This window comes from Desulfatiglans anilini DSM 4660 (assembly GCF_000422285.1).
In the GTDB taxonomy this organism is placed as follows: domain Bacteria; phylum Desulfobacterota; class DSM-4660; order Desulfatiglandales; family Desulfatiglandaceae; genus Desulfatiglans; species Desulfatiglans anilini.
Map to the genome: position 1 here is coordinate 1 of NZ_AULM01000018.1, position 19952 is coordinate 19952.

Here is a 19952-nt window from a genome sequence, read left to right on the forward strand (position 1 = left end):
AGATGCTGCTGGCCGCTCAGCATGGCCTCGATGCAGTTGGCCAGGTCTTTATAGTGTTCCGGTGAGAGGTCGACGGTTCCGAGGTTGAGTATCAAGCGCTGTCTCGGTCCGTTCTTTGTCCGAACGTTTTCGACGAGATGCAAATACTCGTAGACCTTCTTGGAGTGGCGATTGGATTTACGTACCCGTTTAATATACATGCTCAGAGGCATACCACTTATAGAGCCGCCTGTAAAGCAGAAAATGCAGCGATGGGTCACTACAGACGCCAAAAACAAGGCCTGAATACTGAAAAATCAACTACTTATGTCTGTAGATAGGTTGATTTTAGGGCCAAAATAACCCCCAATCTGGGATTTTTGGCAAACTTGGGTTAGACCAAAAAAATCAAAATCCCGTCGCGACCTCAACCGCTTCCGGGGTTGTCCGGATCATGCGGATGGACATGCTCCCGGACGTGATCCAGAAACAATACTGCTTCCCCGCGGCGGCCATTATCGTTTCGCTATCCCCTGGCGCGCCCCACGATCGCTCATGCCTGACTTCGATGATCCTTTCTCCTGGGCGGACCGGGACCGAAAGATATTCCCCGACGCAAATTTCTGCCGCCATTTCCCCGTCAATAAACAAGTGATATGCCGCCGCCCCTCCCTCGAACTCGTTGGTCCTGAGCATAGTCAAGGTGGCCCTCGGCCCGTCAATGGTTGGCGCAAATATCGCCTCATCCGGAACAGGCTTGAGTTCCTTGATGGTAGGCTGGAGGTTGGCGCATCCAGCTAAGCTGGCAACCGTTAAACCCAGCAGTATAATGGTGCCCAGCGCTTTGTTCATTTCTGCGGCCTTTCTGTTTTGGCTGTGGGGATCGATGCCACTACCGAGCGGTGCAGCGCGCTCGATACATGCTGGTAGTGGCGCATCAAGGTCTCCGGCCGGCTGCCGACGATCTCCGAGACCGCCTTGATTGGCATGCCGTTTTCGAGCGCCACGGTAACGAAATGGTGCCTGAGATCATACATGCGCAGCCGCCTGGTGATCCCGGCGCGCCGAAGCGTGTTCCGCCACGTTCTCTTGAGGGACCCCACCGGCGCACCGGTATAATGGATAATATATCGTTCCCCGTCAGCTTTCCAGTACTCGAGGTGCGCGGCAAGATCTTTGTGGACCGGCACGATCCGGAACCCGGGGCCGCCCTTGGCAGCTGACCGGACGAGGATCGTGCCGTCTGGTCTAACATCGTCCCAGGTTAGGCCAAGGAGCTCCGTCGCGCCAGGGCGCAGCCCGAGGTAGTACGAGAGCAGGATCGCCCGGCGGAGGTGCTCGGAGGCATGCTTGAGGATCGCGGTCACCTCATCGGGGGTTGGAGGGAGGATGATTTCGAGATCTTCTCGCGGGAGGGAATATCCCCGGACCGGATTGAATGGAACCAGCGGGGGCCTGCGCCTGGCGGCCCAGTTCAGGATCGCCTGCACGTTCACGAGCTCGCGCCGGATCGATCACAGTTCCGGAAAAGGCCACCAGCGTTTTAATCCCCGCATAGCCTTTATCCTTAATGTATTTGTCGAACGTTTGTTTGTATCTGACCGCGTGAAGACGGCTGGAGGTCACCACCATGGCCTTGGCCTTACCCCCGATCTTGTGCATGGTGAAGTGCCGGAAATGCTCGACCATGACCTCGGTCTTCTGGGCAATATTGTGCGGATGCAGGCTCATGAATCGCGCCAGCGCCCGCGCGGCCTTGCGCTTGTCCACCTGTGGATCATCCTCGATTGATTTGATCAGCCGGTAATATGTCTTGTAGGTCGTGTAATTCCGGAGCACGTCGAGGATGAACCCCTCATCGATGGCCTGCCGCATGCTGTAGAGATGGAAGGGATTCGGCTTGCCGTCCGCGCCGGGTGTGCCGAAGACCTCCAGGGTTTTGTATTTAGGCGTTGCCGTGAAGGCAAAGAAGCTGATGTTGGGTTGCTGTCCGCGCTTTGCCATGGTCTTGAGGATTTCCTCCTCATAATCGGGCAGCCCTTCCTCCTCGGCTTTTGCCCTGGCCTCTTCCTTGATGGCTGCGCCGGCGAGCACGCCTTTGAGCTCGGTCGCCGTCTCGCCGCCTTGGGAGCTGTGGGCTTCGTCAACAACCACCGCATAACGGCGCATGGGCAGGGCGCCCATTTTCTCGGTGACGAAAGGAAACTTCTGGAGCGTGGTGATCACAATCGGAACGCCCGAGGCGAGGGCGTCGGCCAGCTGTGTCGAGTTGATATCGATCTTCTGCACCACGCCCTGCTTATGTTCGAATTGGTAAATGGTGTTCTGCAGCTGCTGGTCGAGGACGACCCTGTCTGTGACCACGATGATAGAGTCGAAAACCTTCTCGTCATTTACGGTGTAAAGACTCGCAAGCCGATGGGCCAGCCAGGCAATGGAGTTGGATTTCCCGCTTCCTGCTGAGTGCTGAATCAGGTAGTTGGTTCCGGTGCCGCGCTCGCGAGCGTCCGCGACGAGTTTCCTCACACAATCAAGCTGGTGATAGCGCGGAAATATCATGGTTTCCTTCTTGACTCGCTTCCCACCGAGCTTTTTCTCTTTGATCTGCAGATGAATGAACCGTGCCAGAATATCCAGGAAGCTGTGACGCTCAAGCACCGCCTCCCACAAATACGCGGTCTTGTAGCCGCCGGGGTTTTCAGGATTGCCTGCCCCGCCTCCGCAGCCCCTGTTGAAGGGCAGAAAGCGCGTGCCTTTTCCCGAAAGACGCGTGGTCATGTAGACCTCGTCGGTGTCCACCGCAAAATGGACAAGGGTGCGCTTCTTGAACTGAAAGATCAGGTCCGACGGATCGCGGTCGTTTTTGTATTGTGTGACCGCATACCGCCAGTTTTGGCCAGTCATGGGGTTTTTCAGTTCCAGGGTGGCGAGGGGGATACCGTTGAGAGCCAGGGTCACATCAAGGGTGTTGCTGTGCTTGGCCGAATAGCGGAGCTGGCGCGTAATGGTGAGCCGGTTGGCGGCGTAGAGCGCCTGGGTGTCGGGGTTCATGCCACTGGCCGGGGCGAAATAGGCCACCCGGAATAGCTTGCCGAAGCACTTGAACCCGTGTCGAAGGACCGAGAGGCACCCCTCATGGCTGGAGTTGAGCGCGCGGCACAGATCGTCTATCAGCGTTTCTTCGGCCTTTTCTTTTTGGAGGTTGACGAGGTACTCCCATTCCTTGGGCTGGGTTTTCTGGATAAACGCAATCACGTCGCCGAAGAATAGACCCCGCTCGGTGTCGAAGCCCTCTCGGTCGCCTTTTTCAAATCCACCGGCTGTGGTCAAGTGGTGTTCTATGCCGGTTTCGAATGCGTATTCCGAATATTGACCCGGCATCAGGCACGCCCTCCAATCGGTTCCAAAATAAAGCGTGCTCTTTCCCGACGCAGCATCTCATAGGGCGTGACACACTTAACCTCAAGACCGATGCAGGCGTTGGGAATTTTGATTTTCTTTGTGGATGGGGAAGCGATTTCGTGGGTTACAATGGTGTGATTGTGCGCGACCGCAAAGGCGATCAAATAATAATCGGCCACCTGGAAGAAGGTGTTCACCGCTGCAGGATCATAGCCTTGGTCCGTCGCCCAGGCGCTCACCTTGCCCAACGCCGACAGCATGGCTGAATCCGGTTTCAAAAAAAATCCAGGCCCCCGCTGATCTGCCCATTTTGCAAGCTCATCGTTGCCCGCTTCGATTTCATCGCCGACTTTTTCGATGCTGAACACCTTCTGTTGCTGATTGTTTGTGATCAGCCAATCCCAGAACGCCGGACAGAAATCCAGGCCGTAATGAAGGTTTTTTGCCTGGATGAACACATTCGCATCGAGCAGGTAGGTCATCAGAAGGTAACCTCCAATTGATAGGCAAGCTCACGAAATGTGGCGTGTTTGCGAAAACCCAACAAGCGGAAGGCGTCGCGATGCAGGGTCTGCCCCTCGAGCGTGCTGATGACCAGCGCCCGGGCAAATCGCTTGCTGACCCTGGCCGGAAGCGTCAGATAAAAATTGCCGCCGCTTCCTTTGGACATCGCTCCCAGCCGGTCCAACTCTTTATCGTATGCCTGCCAGAGTTCATCGCGGGTCAGTTTTCCTGCATCATGGAGTCGTCTTAGAATGACCAACGTGCTGACTTTGAACCATCGGGCTAGGTGGTCTAGTTCTTCCCGCAACGATCTGCCGCCTTCATAGGCTTCGCGCAAAGCGGGCAGGGGAACGAGCAATTCAGCCGCGACATGGTTGCACCACAGCTCTATTTTATTGGACGGCATCGTTACCGGCCCCACATCGGACAGCGCCGTTTCGCCGAGCCATATATGCGCCAGTTCATGAGCCAGCGTGAACATCTGCGCTGCCTTGGTATCCTTGCCATTGATGAAAACCAACGGCGCAAGCGGATCGGCGAGCGCAAATCCACGGAATTCCTGAGGATCAAGAGAGCGATGCGTATTGCTGCCCACGATGCCGCTCACCATGACCATGATGCCGAAAGAATCCGCCTGTTGGATGAAGTGGCGCAGCGCTTCCGTCCAGGTTGGCATATGACGGCGTTCATCGATATTGAAACCAAGGGTTTGCCTGATATTCCGCGCGACCTCCGCCGTATCGCTCTCAAGATTTGCGGACCCGGCAAACGGCAGGGGTTTTTCACCCATGGAGCGCGCAAAATCGCGATACCATTCCTGCCGTTGCTGGCATATGTACATGGTGTCGAGAAGGTCAGGGCTCGGATGTCCTAAATATTGGCTGCCGAGCGTGCGAAGGTCGGGAATCGGAATGGACTCTTCGGGAGGCTCCGGGAGGAAAAAATAGCCGAACGGCGTATAGGTCGCCTGGGCGAATTTCTCGAGCTGTTTGAAGGTCGGACGCTCCTCGCCGCTCACCCAGGCGGGCAACTTGCGAAAGGACTGCTGTTGCGCCAACGCATCGATGTTTCGCCCGGCGCGTGCACAGGCCCATAAAAATAAATCGGGTTTGACATCCACCCGCATCAGGAAACCTCCTCCTGCCTGCCGGCAGGCATGGTGCGAACGTCGATTTTGCCTGTTACCGCTGCGGAAATGAGGGCGGTGCGGTATTCGCGGAGTTTATCGATGCTTGTTTTCACCTTGGCAACCAGGACATCAATCCGCTGGGTCTCGAAATCTAAGTGATGTAGGATCATCTCTTGCTCATCGTGCGGGGGGAATGGAAACCGGTAAACGCGCAATTTTTCAGCCGTCAAATGTGGAATAGTGTTAGGATTGCCGTATGCTAGAAACACACCACTCCAGGCTGCGGCTCGCATGATGTAGTAGTAGAAGCGACGCACGTCTTGGGTACTTCGAGGTCGCACGCGGTGAATCGCTTTCTGAAACGCACAGACTGGCAGTTCACCACTCCACATTGCTGTTCGCCCGACTTCACCACCCTCGCAGACAAGTAGGTCTCCGTCTGCCAAGGTAAAACGGCTATATTCGTCCGGCTCAATATCCATCTCTGGAAGGTTCTCGACATTCACCCGATCCCATTGAACGTCTATGTTCCGCAAGTAAGGCAACAGATAATTGCCGGTGAATCGCTTGGCATCGAGCATTTTTCCTAATTCAACGCTGTACCTGGCGTAAAGCGGTGGGATGTCCCAATGCGCCGGAATCTCGCCCAACCACTCAATCCCGGAATCCTTCATCTTGGCATCGGGATCGAGCCCTTTGGTAACGGCGTGGTTGATGAGGGCGGATCGCTTCTCCTTGAGCAACTCGATCTGCCGCTGCTTTTTCTCGATGAGCGCATCGATCCGCGCTGTTTCGCGGTCAAGAAAGGATGCGATGGCTTGCTGTTCCTCCAATGGGGGAACGGGGAACAGCCCGTTGTCTAACCAATATTTACCCAAACCGAACCGCGTAATTCCATTGGCGGCAACCCTGAACTGGTCGTTGATCCCACTGGTCCGAAATGCTCGAAACAGGTACTCGCCAATGAGTTTGCGCAGATCGGGACGAATGTGAGCCAGGTGGTAGCCGCACAGAACACCCTCGACTTCTTAAGCAACATACGCCGGGACAGCGATATCGTCCCAAGACTCAGAGTCCTTCGTTACGAGCACGTCTCCGTGACGTAGTTGGAATTTGGTGATCTCGCTCCGCGTAGCAGTCGCCGACAAGAATTCGATACCCTCTTTGATGAAGTCGTTGTAATACACGTCCATATAATTACAGAGGCGTACGGGCTTTTCGCCCTCAATGGTGTGCTTGTCTACGCTGCTGAACTGGATTGACGCAACGTGTTTGATGCGACGAACATCCCAGTGCTCGGGAATATCGCCGACCCACTCCATCCCCGACGGTTTGTACGCAGAATAGGCACGATGTTTCATCTTCGTCCCTCCGATGGGTCTGTTCCTGCCTGTCGGCAGGCACGGCGGTGGACAGGTGTAGGGCGAGCACGATCCGGGCGAACACAAGGTTCGCCCCTACGGTGTGACCACAAAATGCCGTGAATGTGATTCGGCATTACAATGAATTCATCCAATTCCAAATGGTGGAATCGAATCGGCAATTGATCCCAAACCGTTTCCACCATTCGCCCCGCACCGTTCAACACCATTTTTCCGCTCATGATTTCCTCGAACAGGCATTCCCGGTTCTGCGCGCAAATCGTCACAAAATACGCCCCGGCACCTACATAATCGTATCCTTTCAACCGGATGGGCAGGCCCGCCGCTCCGGGCGGTCCGTACCCCGTATGCAAATCACCCCTGCTCATTCGGCGTCCTCAATGCTCGAATTTATGCAACAATCAGCGAGGACCAGAATCTCCTGGAAATACGGCCAACGTAACTGTCTCGACAGCGTGGGGACAATTTCCGCTCCATAGTCGGCGCGCTTGCCTCTCAATATTTCCTAGTGGATTCGGCTTCCGATGCGCCGGTAGAGTATCATCAACCCGGCATTCACCGTTGCGGCGACACCGGCGCGTGTTTTCTAAATCATTTTCCGGATATCGCCGAGCAATCGAACGGGAACCGCAGGCAAAAGGGGGGATTTCATGCTTCCATTCATCATTTCTTTCCCCCTTTCTTCTTCACCTTTGCCTCCTGTTGCTTCGGGGGCGTCTTCTTGCGCTCCTGATCAAGGAAGCGAGCGGAGGTTCGCAGGTCTTCCACGTACCGCGTTTCGGCTTCGGATTCAGCTTCCAACCGCCGCCGCTCGGCAAAGGCGTCAAATTGCCCCTCCGCCCATTCGATAGCCGCATCGCGGCTGACCGATCCGGCATTGGCCAGCACCGGCAATTCGGTGTTCATCAGGAACTTGTCGAGAAACGCTTCCCAGTCCAGCATGCGGATATCCTGCCGCCGTTGAGCGCGGAACTCGGCTTGATCCAGGAACATCACCGTAATCCGGTTGAGCGTTTCGATTTCCTCCGCGTCCAGATAGTTTTTCGCTGTTCCCACGTCGCGTTTGAGCACCCGGCCGCCCTTCCACGTTGTCAATCCCATGTTTGCCTTGGCCGCGTCGGCGCGCTTGCGGACAATCTCGGCAGCCGTCATGCCGGTGGCGGCGTAGTGCATCTTGTTCTGCAGGGTGGCAAAGAAGACCTGCGTTTCTTTCTCACCCTCCCGGTAGTCACGGGCCAAGGCGAAAATCTCGCGAATCCGCTGGTAAACCCGGGCCTCACTGGCACGAATCTCGCGGATGCGAGCCAGCAGTTCATCGAAATAGTCCACCAGGCCCTTGCCGCCCTTAAGCCGCTCATCGTCGAGGGTGAAACCTTTGACAATGTATTCGCGCAACCGTGCCGTGGCCCACTGGCGGAAGCGGGTTGCGATAACGGATTTTACCCGATATCCCACCGAGATGATCATATCGAGATTGTAAAAATCCATCAGGCGACCGACCTGTCTGTTTCCCTCGGTTTGAACTATCCGGAATTTCCGGATAGTTGATTCCGGCTCTAACTCGCCTTCCTCATAGACGTTCTTGATATGTTCATTGATCGTGCGAATATCCTTTTGAAACAACTCCGCCATCATTTTTTGCGTCAGCCAGACGGACTCATCCTGGAGCCGCACCTCAAGGCGGGTTTCCCCGGAATCGGATTGATATATCAGTATCTTGGAATCAACGGGAGCGGGCAGGTTATCACTCATTCCGTCACCTCCGCGAGCATGTCGGCGATTTCCTTCTCGATCTTCTTGAGGTCGGTTTCGATCTCCTCCAACGGTCTGGGCGGCGTATACTTGTAAAAATAGCGATTGAAATTGATCTCGTAGCCGATCTTGGTTTTAGAACAAAGTAGAAACCCCCACCCTAAGGGTGGGGTCATAGGAATTGGCTATGCCGGTCCCGGATGGGAATGGCCTTGAAGGCCGCTCACTGTGCTATCCTTACGAAAAGTTGTTGCCGCAACGGATAACGTAAGGAGGGAGCATCAGTGAGCAGATTTCGTAAGTTATCACATACGATATGGCACTGTCAGTATCATGTTGTTTGGCTGCCAAAATATCGGTTTCGGATATTGACGGGATCGATACGGGAGGCATGCGAGGTGGCCATTCGATCGATCTGCGGGTTTGCGGGCTGTGAGGTTGTTGAGCTGAACGTACAGCCCGACCATGTTCATCTTGTGGCAATGATTCCTGCAAAAGTGGGGATAAGCCAGTTGCTTGGGCGATTGAAGGGGCAGACATCGATAAGGCTGTTTCACCAGTTTCGGCATTTGAAAAAGAAACCGTATTGGGGGAACCACTTCTGGTCCAAGGGATACTGCGTGGTTACGGTGGATCTCGATGCGGACATGATACGCAAGTATGTCCGGTAGCAAGAGGAAAAGGAAAACCAGTTGGAACAAATGCAATTATTTTAATGGGTATCATGATAGCGGCACAACTTTTTTGCCCGCCCCCTCATGGGGTAGGGCATATGCCCCCCTATGGGGGGCTTAATTAAAGCCGCACCCTAAGGGTGCGGATCTTTACAGATATGCTAAAAAATATTACTATAAAGAAAGGAGATATATTAGAGAAAGAAAAAATGATTTTTTGGTTTAAGACAAAGTATCTACTCATAAAGCAGGCCACTATTTCAGCTCACTTGCACAAGCTATCAATAAGTTCTTCCAGTCGAATACATTTAAATGTCGATCCAAACGGCAAAGATGATCTTTTTTTCCAAATTGACAACAAAAAATTTCGTCTTTACGAGCAAGCCTCTGATCCAACTCCTATTTATTTTAGACAGAAGGAAGATGAGAAACTGGCGGCAAAACATCAGGATTCAGAAGAAGAAAATGGAAATGAATTCGCCTACGAAAAGGATCTTCAGAATTTTCTGGCAAAGAATCTTTCCCTTATCGAGCCTGGGTTATCGTTATACTTGGAAGAGGAAATTAGCGGTATTGAATTTCCGGTAGGGAACCGGTTTATCGATTTTTTGGCAATCGATAATAACAAAAATTATGTGGTAATAGAGCTAAAAGTATCGCGCGGGTACGATCGAGTTGTCGGACAAATCCTCCGTTATATGGCGTGGATCAGAAAACACCACGCTGAAGAAGGTAGAAAAGTGCGTGGTATAATAATCGCCCGTGAGATTTCTGATGATCTTTTGCTGGCATGTTCTGAAATGAACAATGTTGAACTTTACGAATATAATCTTTAAATAACATTAAATAAGATAGACAAAAATCTATAGCGAATATATCGAATCGTTATAAAATTATACAATGTGTCAACATTGTAGAAGGAGTAGGAACGCAATGCCTATAATGTTCAATACCATCCTTCGTGAAGCTGGGCTACCACTGGAAAATATACGATTAATTAGGCATAAAGATAAGAATGCAAAGCGTGGCTTTACTCCTTATGAGCTCTGGCGCGATGACCGTTCTCAATTTGAAAATTATCAATCTACGCAACGTATTCGAAATAAGACTAAGCTGAATGCCCTTTATTGGGCAGTGTTTGTCGTTGACTTTAGTGAAGAAACGATGTTTGCTGGACTTTACGAAGTGCATTATCGGGGGCGATTGGAGGTAGACACTCCTATGCCTCACATGGATGGTATAGATAAGGCAGGTAGTTGCGATGTATATGATCTCAAGTTACAAGACAAACTGCTTGATCTTGTCGGGAGACTTTATATTGATTGGGGGCCGGGAGCCCTTGCATGGGTTCAATACGCTTCTAGAAATGATAAGGCTATCACCGAACTGCGGCGAGAATTTCGAACACCTGATTTCCCCGGTTTTTTGGAGTTTATCCAGCCACTTTCAAAACTCGATACTCTCCCCAAGAGTTGGGTTTCGCCACTTGAATCTTCTCGTGGAGTTTATTTGTTAACGTGCCCGAAGACGAAAGAACAGTACGTCGGTTCGGCGAGAGGTGAAGAAGGTTTTTGGGGTAGGTGGCAAAATTATGTGGAGACGGGGCACGGCGGCAATATAGGACTTAAAAGTCGGGACCCAAGTGATTACCAGGTCTCGATCCTTGAGGTTGCAGGATCGTCTGCAACATCTGATGACATCTTAATGATGGAAGGGCGATGGCAGCGGAAGCTCCAAAGCCAGGAAATGGGTTTGAATCGCAATTTAGCCAAGAAGGTGTAAGACTGAGGTAGACGCTTTAAGCCGTCGCCGAAAAGCGTGCAGCTGGCGTTCGGCTTTATCCTGTATATGGAGATCCTTTTTGAAATATATCTACATACCAGCGAAAAATGCCGATGACTGGGCAGTGCTACTTGCTGATCCTTTAAAACATTGGCGGACCGGATATTCGGCGCGAACACTTGCCTATTCTTGGCAAAATGCAGACGGTTTCCCTTCTGAGATCCAGACAGCATTCTCGACAAACGAGCTGCTTGCCGACATTCAATTATTGCTTGCCATTCCAGAGCATCAGGTCCCTTTGGTCGGAGGATCTAGACCATCCCAAAATGATATATGGGCGCTTGCGAGGGCAAGCACGGGCTTAGTGTCAATCGCTGTAGAGGGAAAAGTTTCTGAGCCGTTTGGTCCAACATTGTCGGATTGGTTGGCTGAAGGATCGAAAGGAAAGGCTTCTCGACTTGCCTTCCTTAGGCGAGAACTTAATCTGAATGAGACGCTCGCTGGCACGATACGATATCAACTCATCCATCGGACTGGGGCTGCTGTGATTGAGGCTAAGCGTTTCGGAGCGCCGCATGCTGTTATGATCGTGCACTCATTCAGTCGGTCGCGTGAATGGTTTCAGGACTACGAGGCGTTTGCATTGTTGCTACGCGCTGAAGTGTCTGTCAATCGTATAGTCTATGCGGGAAAGCGTGCTGGGGTTCATCTCCATATTGGGTGGGTGTGCGGGAATGAAGAATACCTTTTTAGGTAGTATCTGATCGGAAATGACTCTCCGGTAGAACCCGGTTTCCAATCTGGAAAGGAAGATTTTTGGTCAATATCTATGAAATAAAGCTTTTGTGCGGAGGCGACCTATAGATCGCCGCACAAGCAAAGGTGTAGATAGACGCCGAGATTGGGCAAAAAGACTATTTCCGGATCGAAGTGAACATGTCCAATCGGATGTGGATCAAAACCCGTGAAACTGACGGATTAAGTTTAGGTGAGATCATGAGTAAAAAATACAAGACGCAATGGTCAGGACAATTCGGGGTTGCGCATGAACTGACGCGGCGCGGGTATCTCGTGACGTTTACGATTGGGAATGCCCCTGCGGCAGACCTGTTGTGCGAGAGTCCATCCGGTAAAGTATTCTCTGTCCAGGTTAAGTCGCTAAGTTCCAAAACGTACTTTTTATATCAGTCTGCCTTGGTGGAGCCAGATGCCAGCCGATTTTTTGTGTTCGTCTTGATACCCGATGCCGTGGACCAGCGGCCGGAGTATTTCGTTCTTGATAATCAGCAGTTCAGGCAGGTTGTTACTGAGCAAGAGCAGGTATCGAGAGAGTTGGAGGAAAAACGCGGCAAGCCATATGGCAAGTTCAGTCCTGGAATAAACTATAAAATACTCGCACGGCATGATTTTCTGGATGCCTGGGGAAATATCCCACAGTGATGGACGCCGTGAAAATCTTAAGTTCTGGAAGGCTAGTGAGCCGTAAAAGTTTCTAACTGATTGCTCACAGCGCGATATTTGTTATTTTGCAGAAAGAGAATATAGAGATTGAAGAAATGAAATCCGAGGTTGAATATTTCCATTGCGGAGATCAATTGCTACGGGTTCTGAATTGCGAAATCCAAAAGGTGATGGCAATCGTTGATTCGATCGCATGGTCCAACTCGTTCAAGTATTTTAAAAATGGCATGATTTACGAACATCAATCTGGTTACAATAAGGCGTTTGCTGAAAATTTTATTAATCGTGGCAGGGAAACACAACCTATATTACGGAGTGATCCGAAGCTGATTGGGGATTTTCGTAAAAAACTTGTTTTTGTTGAAATTCAGTTTGGTAATAGTTCAGCTTTATACCGTGACTATTACAAGTTCCAATACGGCTTGGCTAATGGACTTCTCTCACTTGCGGTTCTCATCGTTCCGTCGAATCCCAGTAGTTTTTTCCCAAATCGAGCCCGAAGTGTTCAAACAGGACTTTCAGAGTTTGAAGTTGAAGGAAGTTCCAATATACTGTAAATACAAGACAATTAAGTCTCGGGGTTGTAGAACTCAACCGTCAGCTATAGTGCGCCATCTCCGTGATTGGGGACGGCCCCTTTCTGGCTTCCAGGCCCGAAGAAACCCGGACGGAGGTTGGAAGACCCCACATCTCAGCCAATAGCGGTTCTCGATGCTCTCGGCTTCGTGATCCAGGACGGTAGGGTACTACAAAAGCAGTAGCTATTTTGTACTGTGATAACAAAGGCTTGCTTCTTTTTTTTAGTTTCTTATTTGTAAACTCGAGTTAAAATTCTATGTTCAATAAATCAAGTCATCAAAATAAACCATTTCCTCGCTGATATACGGCTGGGCGTTTTGGATTTTTGCTTACGGGCGGGGAACAGGTGCGTGGCGGTTATTTCCGCGCTGTTTACGTCAAAGCTGATTCTTCTTTCGGAGGAAGTTGTCAGGCGACCCGCATGTATCTGAAAACCTTTTGGCAATCAAGGTTTTGGTTCATAAACTTCGAACACCCTGGTAGTTGGTGGCACTTTGGCAATGCCTGCCAGGTCTTTTTGTAGCTGGGAGGCCGCAGCTTGTCGAAAAGCCTCAATATCCTCCCTCGAATCCCAAAGGGTAAGGGACCCATACTCTCCAGTTAAGTCGTCAGCGAGAAATATTTCGTCCTTAAACCCCTTTGCTGTTCTGTGCACGGGGGAAAACTGATCGCCCAGTTTCTCAGCAGTCGAACGCATCCCTGGTCCAAGAGGGAATAATAGTAGAAGTGCATACATCAATTATCCTCCTTTCCTTCGCAATGAATGTGTGCATTGCCCTATGGTACGCCTGGGTCGCCTAAAACGCTAATCAGCTATCCAATTTTCTGCGTCGGCTGAATTTTTCTTATTTCGTGCTTGTGTTTCATTCGCATACGGGACGTTCACGGCGTCAAGTAAATCGCCAGTTTCGACTAAGGCTTTCAATTTATGATAAAGTCTAGTACAGCCTATTTATTGCTCTAAGACCAAAAGCGAAAACCACTCTGATTTATCATGCTCCTTCCATGAAGAGCTGAAGTTGTACAGTTCTCTATTTGAAATTTGGGCATTAGTAAGAATATTTTTTACATTTTCATTGTCAGTATCGATTCTTCTATTTTTATAAGTTAGAAGTTTTTCTATAAAATCAAATCCTTCTGTTTGAGTCAAATTCGCATTGATAAATGTATATTCTCCCAAATAATAGATGCCTGGTTTAGACAGCTGAAACGCACAACCCAAAAAATACCAATCCTTGTCCGATCTGAATATTTTCTGTAATGACTTTAAATAGTTTGCATGGAAGCTTTGGATGGAGGCTTCAATAGGAAGTAAGTAACCACTTGAAAAGAATTGTTCCATATAAGGAGCAATGCGCGTTTCACTTGATCTTGCACTTGTAAGGTAAATCAAGCTTTCGCGTTCATTTTTGAATTTTTCGATATCAATATTCCAAATTATATACCCATGATTGTCTCTGTCAGCTTCTGTATAAGTTATACCGTCCCATGGATCAGGGTTTAAAATGGGTTTTCTCGGGATGGACCCTTTATAAATGCCATTTCTCACGATACCTTTTGGTAATATTTTTTCTCCATCAATGTACAAAGCAAATGCCATTCCGTCAATATTACCATCCCCTAAATTTGCACCTAAAATAATGGTTGCTGCATTATTATTAACTTCCCGGTTTATATCTGTTTGCGTAAGAGGATAACCTGCACAACCAGTGATAGCAAACAACATTATTAGTAAAAAACCATTTTTCATGGTGATTTGCCTTTCGTATATTATTAAACTAATCTAAATTCTGGCAATGCTCGCATGGAAAAATTTTGTAGCCGAACTTTACTATCTTCGACGTCTCAATTAAAGCCGCGAAAACCTTCGATTTAGCTGCCTATCGGATTTAGGCGGCTGATATGTGGAATTAGCCGTCCGTGACGGGATTTAAGGTTCAAATTTGAGATGATCTGCTTTAGGAAATAAAATTCCATTTGTATAAACTGTTGCCGCAGCCTGCCGCCCAGGAGTCTTTGCCTGACGAAAATGCTTATGCAAAAACGGGTGTGTGTGGATATAGGAATTAAACATACGTAAAATAATAACGTGTTTAAACCCAAGAAGACGGGAGACTCGTTTGGTAAGAGGCAATGGAGCATGGAAGGGCAGAGTGCGTGTATGAGCTGTGCCTTTTGACGTAGATCAGCGTCATGCCGTTTACGTGACCAGTCCGAAACTCCAGATTTGGCCGGTCAACCGCGACCGAGCTTTGCCGGAATGCATGACCGGAAGAGACTTGTGGTCCGGGCGTGAAAACTACTTCGCCGACCTCAAGCCGCCCCCCCGGACCCTCATGGACAACCAGTTTCCTGTTTGGCGGAAGACCGGATTGTCCGTCCGCGCTTCGGTCTACTTGAGTCGCCTCCCCGAGACGTCGATCACCGTGATAGTCTGGGTCCCTGTGAATTTCTCGTCTTCTGTAGTAAAACCCACCAGGGTAAGTTCATTTTCACCGGGGACCGTCAGAGAGCCAATTTCCGCGAGAGCTTTAACCTCCTCCATCAGGAATTTGGCGACAAAATTTCCTCTGTTGTCCGCCTTCCAGGAGGCGATTTCAATGTCGTTGAGGGAAACCGTTGTCGCAACGACATTCGAATAGACGATATTCGTATGAACGGTGACCACCTCTCCGCTGTTCTGGAGATTCAGCGTCCGCGGCGCCACTTCAATCGTGATGTCTAAACCATAAGATGTCCCCGAAGGGCCGAAAAAGGTGATCAAAAGGATCGCAGCAGCCAGCACATTCGGAATAATAACTTTGCAACGTCTTCGCATAATTCCCCCCTTTTCACTTAACCCATGAATAAATTGAACCAACTTCCCAACCGATACCGGAAGCCCCTCCCATTGGGATCGGAAACTCGGCTGTACCGGGGGACCATTTCCGGGCGGACTCTATTTCTTTTTTGAAGGCCGACCGACTTCGCAAACCCTACGTGAACGACAAAAAGATTCCTCTCTCTGAATTCGAACCGGTTTTGATCTTCGTTAAAACGGTGAGTCGAAGCAGTAAAACCAAGGTTCAATTAGACTTATCAGCGGCATTTTCTTCACGATCCAGAGATTCAAAGATAAGAAGCATTCCGCCGGAAAGTTACCGGCACAATACCAAAAGCTCAAGTTAGGATTAATTCATGGAGCCGAAAAGACTTAAGGAGGCAGATCATCACGGATGCATCCGCGACGCTAGCGCGGTCCTGCCCAAAAGTCAATTTATTTTACGTCGCAGCCTCTTTTGAACAAGGGAGAAACCGGCCCCCTAAGAGCAGGGGTTTCTATTTTTTTTTAAACTGACTCCACCTCAGAAACACAACTGTGTTGAATCCTATACTCAAGTAGGTGAGAATCACAGCGCAGTTTTGAGTATACAATTAAAAACATTCATTTGCAATATCAGCCATCTTTCTTGGCGGCGGATCGAATCGACTCCGCTTTTTCACGGAGTTCCAGGTAGTCCGTCCTTAATCGGGAGTTAGCGGCCCAAACCTCTTCCATATAGTTTCTTTCTTTCTCTGTAATCAGTCGAAGTGCCAGTACTTCGGGGCGATCACGGATAACGGCACCTGCAGGCACCTTTGTAAAGGAATGGAAGGTAACCCGTTTGGCAATAGCTCCAATGCCAAGCCATACATGATCTTCTAGAGTGGCCTTGTATAAAGAGGCTCTCATAGCAATAAAACACTCTTGCCCGATGGTGCACGGTCCATGGAGGATAGCTCCATGGGCTACGGTAGTCTTGGAGCCTATGATCACTGAAGCCCCCGGATCGGCGTGTATGATGACGCCATCCTGAATAATGACCTCCCTATCGATCTGGATGGGGGCGACTTTTCCGTCCTTTCCGCGCTGGTCGGCCCGAATAACGGCCAATGGTCCTATGAAAACATCTTTGTCAATTCTGACGTTACCGATGATCTGGGCAGAAGGGTCAATCAGCGCCGTGGGATCGATGTGTGGATAATCGCCTGCCAGGTTATGCCTTATATTTTTGTATTGTAGTGATGTCATTCTTTTTCCTCCATGTCTAAAATTACCGTTTAGAATGGACAGCCATTAAGCAGATACCTCTTCGGGTTTCCAAATAGTCCGGAAACAACATTCTCAGGTTTGTAATGAATTATCTATATGGTTTAAAGCCGGCCAGCTATCCGCCGATTCAGGATCTTCAGTACTGGATTTGAATTTGCCATTGATAGCCTGTCGGGTGCTCGTGATCCTTGCGAACATTTCCTTTAAATATATCGATGTCCTCAAATTCACATGCGAAAATTTGTCCTCGCAGCCTGGCTGCTGTCGGTCTTCGTAGGACGGGTTTGCGTTGCATGGTGATCCATCGAAAAATTATATATAGGTCATATACAGCATGGCTTGAACGGCGATAGTCCTTATATCCAATAAGCATACTAAAGTCTTCACCTAAAGGCGAGGCTTTTTGTCTTTTCCCTGAAGTGGCAAGCAAGCTGTTGAAAATAATGATAATTACGCATATATGGGCAAGATGTGACGGCAAATGTGAGCCACGCGGTTCTCTGCTTAGGCGCACGTGTTCGTTGGCCGTGGTATTGGCTGGTCAGCAAAGCAAACCGATGCTTATCGACCTCTGTTAAAACATTTGCGATTCTCAATGACTTAGGATTGTTCACGATGCCCGCCTGACCACGCCCTTTCCATCGCTTCCGCTGTTCTGAGATGGCGCACCGGCCGCAATCGGTGTATTCAGGGAGCTGTAAGACAGCATTCCATGGTCTTCACGCTTCTCATTATGCATGTAGTGTGTTTATCATTGCCTTTATGAGGGCTTATAGCGGTTCTCTCCTTACGGGTTATCCAAAGCGCGTGATGCACGCACTGCCAATCATCAGGGTCGCATCTATCCGATTCCGGCACCTTGCAGTATTTGATGTGGGATCGGTCGTATAAGCATCTTCATTCAAAAGGTTCATTATGGTAAAATTCTGTGGGCGAAAGAGGCTGGACCCCTTGAGGACAAGGCTGAAAACATGGGTTGAAGATCCACCCCGCAAAAAAGGAGACCGACCCTATGCTCGACGGCAATTCTTTTCTTGAAATCGCGGCTGTTCTGAGTCTTGCAACACTGCTCGGCATCGTCGGCCAGAGGCTCCGACAGCCCTTGCTGATCATGTTCCTGGCGACGGGCATCCTTGCAGGGCCTTCGTGGCTGGGGATCATCCAGAGCTACCACGAGATCGAGCTGCTTGCGCATATGGGCATCGCCCTCCTGCTGTTCATCGTCGGGCTGAAACTCGACCTCGGTCTGATCCGCACAACGGGCCCGGTCGCTTTGGCGACGGGTCTGGGGCAGATCGTTTTCACTTCTGCGATCGGCTTCCTGATCGCGCTGGCTCTGGACATCCCGCCCGTCGATGCTGCCTACGTGGCTGTCGCCTTGACCTTTTCGAGCACGATCATCATCGTCAAGCTCCTGTCGGATAAGAAGGAGATCGATTCGCTGCACGGCCAGATCGCCATCGGCTTCCTGATCGTTCAGGACATCGCCGCCATCCTGGCGCTGGTCGCATTGACCACGTTCGGTTCGCCGATTGCGGCCGGCCAATCGGCTTGGACGGGTTCGCTCCTGATCGCAGCCAAGGGTCTGGGCCTGCTCGCCTTTGCGGCCCTCATGACCAGGTATGTCCTTCCAGGCCTGGCGCTGCGGTTGGCCTATTCCCAGGAGCTTCTGATCCTGTTTGCCATTGCCTGGGCTGTGTGCCTCGGGGCGGGGGGAGAGTGGCTCGGGTTCAGCAAGGAGGTGGGGGCGTTTCTGGCGGGAGTCTCCCTGGCATCCACGGATTACCGGGATGCAATCGGGGCGCGATTGACCAGCCTGAGGGATTTTCTGCTGCTTTTCTTTTTCATTGATCTCGGGGCACGCCTCGAATGGACGATGGTCGGCTCTCAAGTGGGTGCAGCGGGCCTTTTTTCGGTCTTCGTCCTTGTCGGGAACCCGCTGATCGTCCTGGCGATCATGGGCTTCATGGGTTACCGGCGGCGTACGGCCTTCCTTGCGGGGCTGACGGTGGCCCAGATCAGCGAGTTCTCTCTCATCGTGGCGGCGCTGGGGCTCAGCATCGGCCACATCGCTCCGGAAACCATGGGCCTGATCACCCTGGTGGGGGTGGTGACCATTTTCGTTTCGACGTATATGATCCTGTATTCGGGTTCCCTTTATCATTTGTTGTCCAAGCCCCTGAAGGTGTTCGAAAGAAGAACGCCTTTCAGGGAATGCGCCGTCGACTCCCTTGAAGGAGCCCCGCAGTTGGATGTGATCCTTGTGGGTCTCGGCACGTATGGGAGGGGGATTGCGGAATGCCTTTTGCGGAGACGCAAGACGCTCCTGGGCGTCGATTTCGATCCGCAGGTCCTCAGGACCTGGCGGTCCAGGGGAGTGCCGGTGCTCTACGGCGATATGACGGACCCGGAGCTGCATGAACATCTGCCCCTCAACAAGGCGCGATGGGTGGTCAGCACGGTCCGTTCGAGGCACCTGGACCTCGAACTGCTGCACCATCTGAGAGACAGGGGGGTCGAGGCCAAAGTGGCGGTGAGCGCGGCGAACGAAGCGGAAGCGGATCTGTTCAAGCAAGAAGGCGCACACGTGGTCTTTCGGCCTTTCGCGGATGCCGCGGAGCAGGCCGCCGATGCCCTGACCAGATCCATGGAAATGCTGCCGAAAAACATCGATTGGCCGATCGCGTTTCAGGAGATTCGCATCCGCTCCGGGGCGTCTGCAGCCGGAAAGACGATCAAGGATATCCCCCTGCGCTCGCAGACCGGTGTTTCCGTGCTGGCGGTGAGCCGGGCCGGGCGGGTGCTATACGAGCCTGGGCCTGATTTTCAGGTCTATCCCGGTGATCGGCTGGTTGTCATGGGGCCGCCCGATGAGCTGCAGGAGGCTGAAGCCATGCTCGATCAACCCGTGGAGGATCTCGATGGGGAGCGGACCGACCGGTTCGAGATCAATGAGATCCGGATCGGTGAAAACTCCGAGCTGGGCGGCAGGACCTTGGCCGAACTGCAGTTCCGCCAGAAGTATGAGGCGACCGTGATCGGCATCATCCGGGGTGGTCAGCGGATCACCGCCTTGCGCACCACAGAGCGGCTGCAGCCCGGAGACGGTCTGGTCGTCATCGGGGCTGCCGAGGCGGTCAAGGGTTTGAAAGGGATGGAGCCTCTCTAGGCAAGCGGTTGCCCGGCGCCTCATGTGAAGCGATGCTTCTCCCGCCGGGCTGCGCGATGGCTGGCAG

The 19952-nt window shown here is 51.2% G+C and carries 21 protein-coding genes; 7 read left to right on the forward strand and 14 right to left on the reverse strand.

From position 1 onward, the window contains the following. The 10 genes from H567_RS27900 to H567_RS29190 all read right to left on the reverse strand — a co-directional run. On the reverse strand, positions 1–200 hold a 200-nt coding region (locus H567_RS27900; protein WP_492211718.1), incomplete at its 3' end, for an IS1634 family transposase N-terminal domain-related protein. A 187-nt stretch (positions 201–387) separates the two neighbouring features. Then, positions 388–831 carry a hypothetical protein gene (locus tag H567_RS0112865; protein WP_028321710.1) on the reverse strand — a complete coding sequence of 148 codons (444 nt, stop codon included), beginning with the start codon at positions 829–831 and terminating at the stop codon, positions 388–390. After that, on the reverse strand, positions 828–1346 hold the full coding sequence (locus H567_RS24785) for a tyrosine-type recombinase/integrase (RefSeq protein WP_051184809.1): 519 nt from the start codon (positions 1344–1346) through the stop codon (positions 828–830). Before H567_RS24785 ends, H567_RS0112865 begins: the two co-directional genes overlap by 4 nt. Position 1347: 1 nt before the next feature. Then, entirely contained in the window at positions 1348–3360 is a 2013-nt protein-coding gene (locus H567_RS24790; RefSeq protein ID WP_051184810.1) for a type I restriction endonuclease subunit R, read from the reverse strand. Beyond that, positions 3360–3863: a DUF4411 family protein gene (locus tag H567_RS0112880; protein WP_028321711.1), complete on the reverse strand. Its 504-nt coding sequence runs from the start codon at positions 3861–3863 to the stop codon at positions 3360–3362. Before H567_RS0112880 ends, H567_RS24790 begins: the two co-directional genes overlap by 1 nt. Further along, positions 3863–5011, reverse strand: coding sequence for an ImmA/IrrE family metallo-endopeptidase (locus H567_RS0112885; protein WP_028321712.1), 1149 nt, complete (start codon positions 5009–5011; stop codon positions 3863–3865). The genes H567_RS0112880 and H567_RS0112885 overlap by 1 nt, the downstream gene beginning before the upstream one ends. Next, positions 5011–6027 carry a restriction endonuclease subunit S gene (locus H567_RS27240; RefSeq protein WP_315861786.1) on the reverse strand — a complete coding sequence of 339 codons (1017 nt, stop codon included), beginning with the start codon at positions 6025–6027 and terminating at the stop codon, positions 5011–5013. The genes H567_RS0112885 and H567_RS27240 overlap by 1 nt, the downstream gene beginning before the upstream one ends. Before the next feature lie 15 nt (positions 6028–6042). Beyond that, the gene (locus tag H567_RS27245) at positions 6043–6375 is read right to left on the reverse strand and encodes a restriction endonuclease subunit S domain-containing protein (RefSeq protein ID WP_028321713.1); all 333 of its coding nucleotides are present in this window, start codon (positions 6373–6375) and stop codon (positions 6043–6045) included. Between the two features lie 684 nt (positions 6376–7059). Beyond that, positions 7060–8148, reverse strand: coding sequence for a virulence RhuM family protein (locus H567_RS0112905; protein ID WP_028321714.1), 1089 nt, complete (start codon positions 8146–8148; stop codon positions 7060–7062). Then, on the reverse strand, positions 8145–8324 hold the full coding sequence (locus H567_RS29190; RefSeq protein ID WP_028321715.1) for a hypothetical protein: 180 nt from the start codon (positions 8322–8324) through the stop codon (positions 8145–8147). Before H567_RS29190 ends, H567_RS0112905 begins: the two co-directional genes overlap by 4 nt. Positions 8325–8432: 108 nt before the next feature. Here H567_RS29190 and tnpA point away from each other — a divergent pair, with 108 nt between their 5' ends. The 6 genes from tnpA to H567_RS0112940 all read left to right on the forward strand — a co-directional run bounded on the left by tnpA (position 8433) and on the right by H567_RS0112940 (position 12622). Continuing rightward, positions 8433–8819 (forward strand): IS200/IS605 family transposase, encoded by a 387-nt coding sequence (gene tnpA, locus H567_RS0112915; protein WP_028321716.1) that lies wholly within the window; start codon positions 8433–8435, stop codon positions 8817–8819. 161 nt (positions 8820–8980) lie between these two features. Continuing rightward, entirely contained in the window at positions 8981–9658 is a 678-nt protein-coding gene (locus tag H567_RS24800; RefSeq protein WP_051184812.1) for an endonuclease NucS domain-containing protein, read from the forward strand. A 106-nt stretch (positions 9659–9764) separates the two neighbouring features. Continuing rightward, positions 9765–10604: a GIY-YIG nuclease family protein gene (locus H567_RS0112925; protein ID WP_208598378.1), complete on the forward strand. Its 840-nt coding sequence runs from the start codon at positions 9765–9767 to the stop codon at positions 10602–10604. 79 nt (positions 10605–10683) lie between these two features. Next, complete coding sequence (locus H567_RS27910) at positions 10684–11361, forward strand: DUF6946 family protein (RefSeq protein WP_084517269.1); 678 nt, start codon at positions 10684–10686, stop codon at positions 11359–11361. 179 nt (positions 11362–11540) lie between these two features. Then, complete coding sequence (locus tag H567_RS0112935) at positions 11541–12044, forward strand: hypothetical protein (protein WP_028321719.1); 504 nt, start codon at positions 11541–11543, stop codon at positions 12042–12044. A gap of 86 nt (positions 12045–12130) precedes the next feature. Then, positions 12131–12622 carry a BglII/BstYI family type II restriction endonuclease gene (locus tag H567_RS0112940; protein WP_153306181.1) on the forward strand — a complete coding sequence of 164 codons (492 nt, stop codon included), beginning with the start codon at positions 12131–12133 and terminating at the stop codon, positions 12620–12622. Between the two features lie 467 nt (positions 12623–13089). Here the strand turns inward: H567_RS0112940 and H567_RS0112945 are convergent, their stop codons facing one another. From H567_RS0112945 to H567_RS27250, 4 genes are all read right to left on the reverse strand, one after another. Next, complete coding sequence (locus H567_RS0112945; protein ID WP_028321721.1) at positions 13090–13380, reverse strand: antibiotic biosynthesis monooxygenase family protein; 291 nt, start codon at positions 13378–13380, stop codon at positions 13090–13092. A gap of 216 nt (positions 13381–13596) precedes the next feature. Next, a complete protein-coding gene (locus H567_RS0112950) occupies positions 13597–14394 on the reverse strand; it encodes a hypothetical protein (protein ID WP_028321722.1) in 798 nt (265 codons plus the stop codon). Positions 14395–15036: 642 nt separating this feature from the next. Continuing rightward, positions 15037–15504, reverse strand: coding sequence for a hypothetical protein (locus tag H567_RS0112955; RefSeq protein ID WP_153306182.1), 468 nt, complete (start codon positions 15502–15504; stop codon positions 15037–15039). A 576-nt stretch (positions 15505–16080) separates the two neighbouring features. Then, positions 16081–16695, reverse strand: a complete 615-nt coding sequence (locus H567_RS27250; RefSeq protein ID WP_051184815.1) for an LbetaH domain-containing protein — start codon at positions 16693–16695, stop codon at positions 16081–16083. Between the two features lie 1033 nt (positions 16696–17728). Here H567_RS27250 and H567_RS24810 point away from each other — a divergent pair. Then, on the forward strand, positions 17729–19885 hold the full coding sequence (locus tag H567_RS24810; RefSeq protein WP_051184817.1) for a cation:proton antiporter domain-containing protein: 2157 nt from the start codon (positions 17729–17731) through the stop codon (positions 19883–19885). The last annotated feature ends 67 nt before the right edge of the window (positions 19886–19952 follow it).

Bases quoted from the DNA above. Each gene is read 5' to 3' on its own strand.
- H567_RS0112865 (WP_028321710.1), bottom strand. From the start codon at position 831: ATGAACAAAGCGCTGGGCACCATTATACTGCTGGGTTTAACGGTTGCC.
- H567_RS0112935 (WP_028321719.1), top strand. From the start codon at position 11,541: ATGTCCAATCGGATGTGGATCAAAACCCGTGAAACTGACGGATTAAGT.
- H567_RS24810 (WP_051184817.1), top strand. From the start codon at position 17,729: ATGCTCGACGGCAATTCTTTTCTTGAAATCGCGGCTGTTCTGAGTCTT.
- H567_RS0112950 (WP_028321722.1), bottom strand. From the start codon at position 14,394: ATGAAAAATGGTTTTTTACTAATAATGTTGTTTGCTATCACTGGTTGT.
- H567_RS0112885 (WP_028321712.1), bottom strand. From the start codon at position 5,011: ATGCGGGTGGATGTCAAACCCGATTTATTTTTATGGGCCTGTGCACGC.
- H567_RS24800 (WP_051184812.1), top strand. From the start codon at position 8,981: ATGCTAAAAAATATTACTATAAAGAAAGGAGATATATTAGAGAAAGAA.
- H567_RS0112945 (WP_028321721.1), bottom strand. From the start codon at position 13,380: ATGTATGCACTTCTACTATTATTCCCTCTTGGACCAGGGATGCGTTCG.
- H567_RS27250 (WP_051184815.1), bottom strand. From the start codon at position 16,695: ATGACATCACTACAATACAAAAATATAAGGCATAACCTGGCAGGCGAT.
- H567_RS0112925 (WP_208598378.1), top strand. From the start codon at position 9,765: ATGTTCAATACCATCCTTCGTGAAGCTGGGCTACCACTGGAAAATATA.
- H567_RS27245 (WP_028321713.1), bottom strand. From the start codon at position 6,375: ATGAAACATCGTGCCTATTCTGCGTACAAACCGTCGGGGATGGAGTGG.
- H567_RS29190 (WP_028321715.1), bottom strand. From the start codon at position 8,324: ATGACCCCACCCTTAGGGTGGGGGTTTCTACTTTGTTCTAAAACCAAG.
- H567_RS0112880 (WP_028321711.1), bottom strand. From the start codon at position 3,863: ATGACCTACCTGCTCGATGCGAATGTGTTCATCCAGGCAAAAAACCTT.
- H567_RS0112905 (WP_028321714.1), bottom strand. From the start codon at position 8,148: ATGAGTGATAACCTGCCCGCTCCCGTTGATTCCAAGATACTGATATAT.
- H567_RS24790 (WP_051184810.1), bottom strand. From the start codon at position 3,360: ATGCCGGGTCAATATTCGGAATACGCATTCGAAACCGGCATAGAACAC.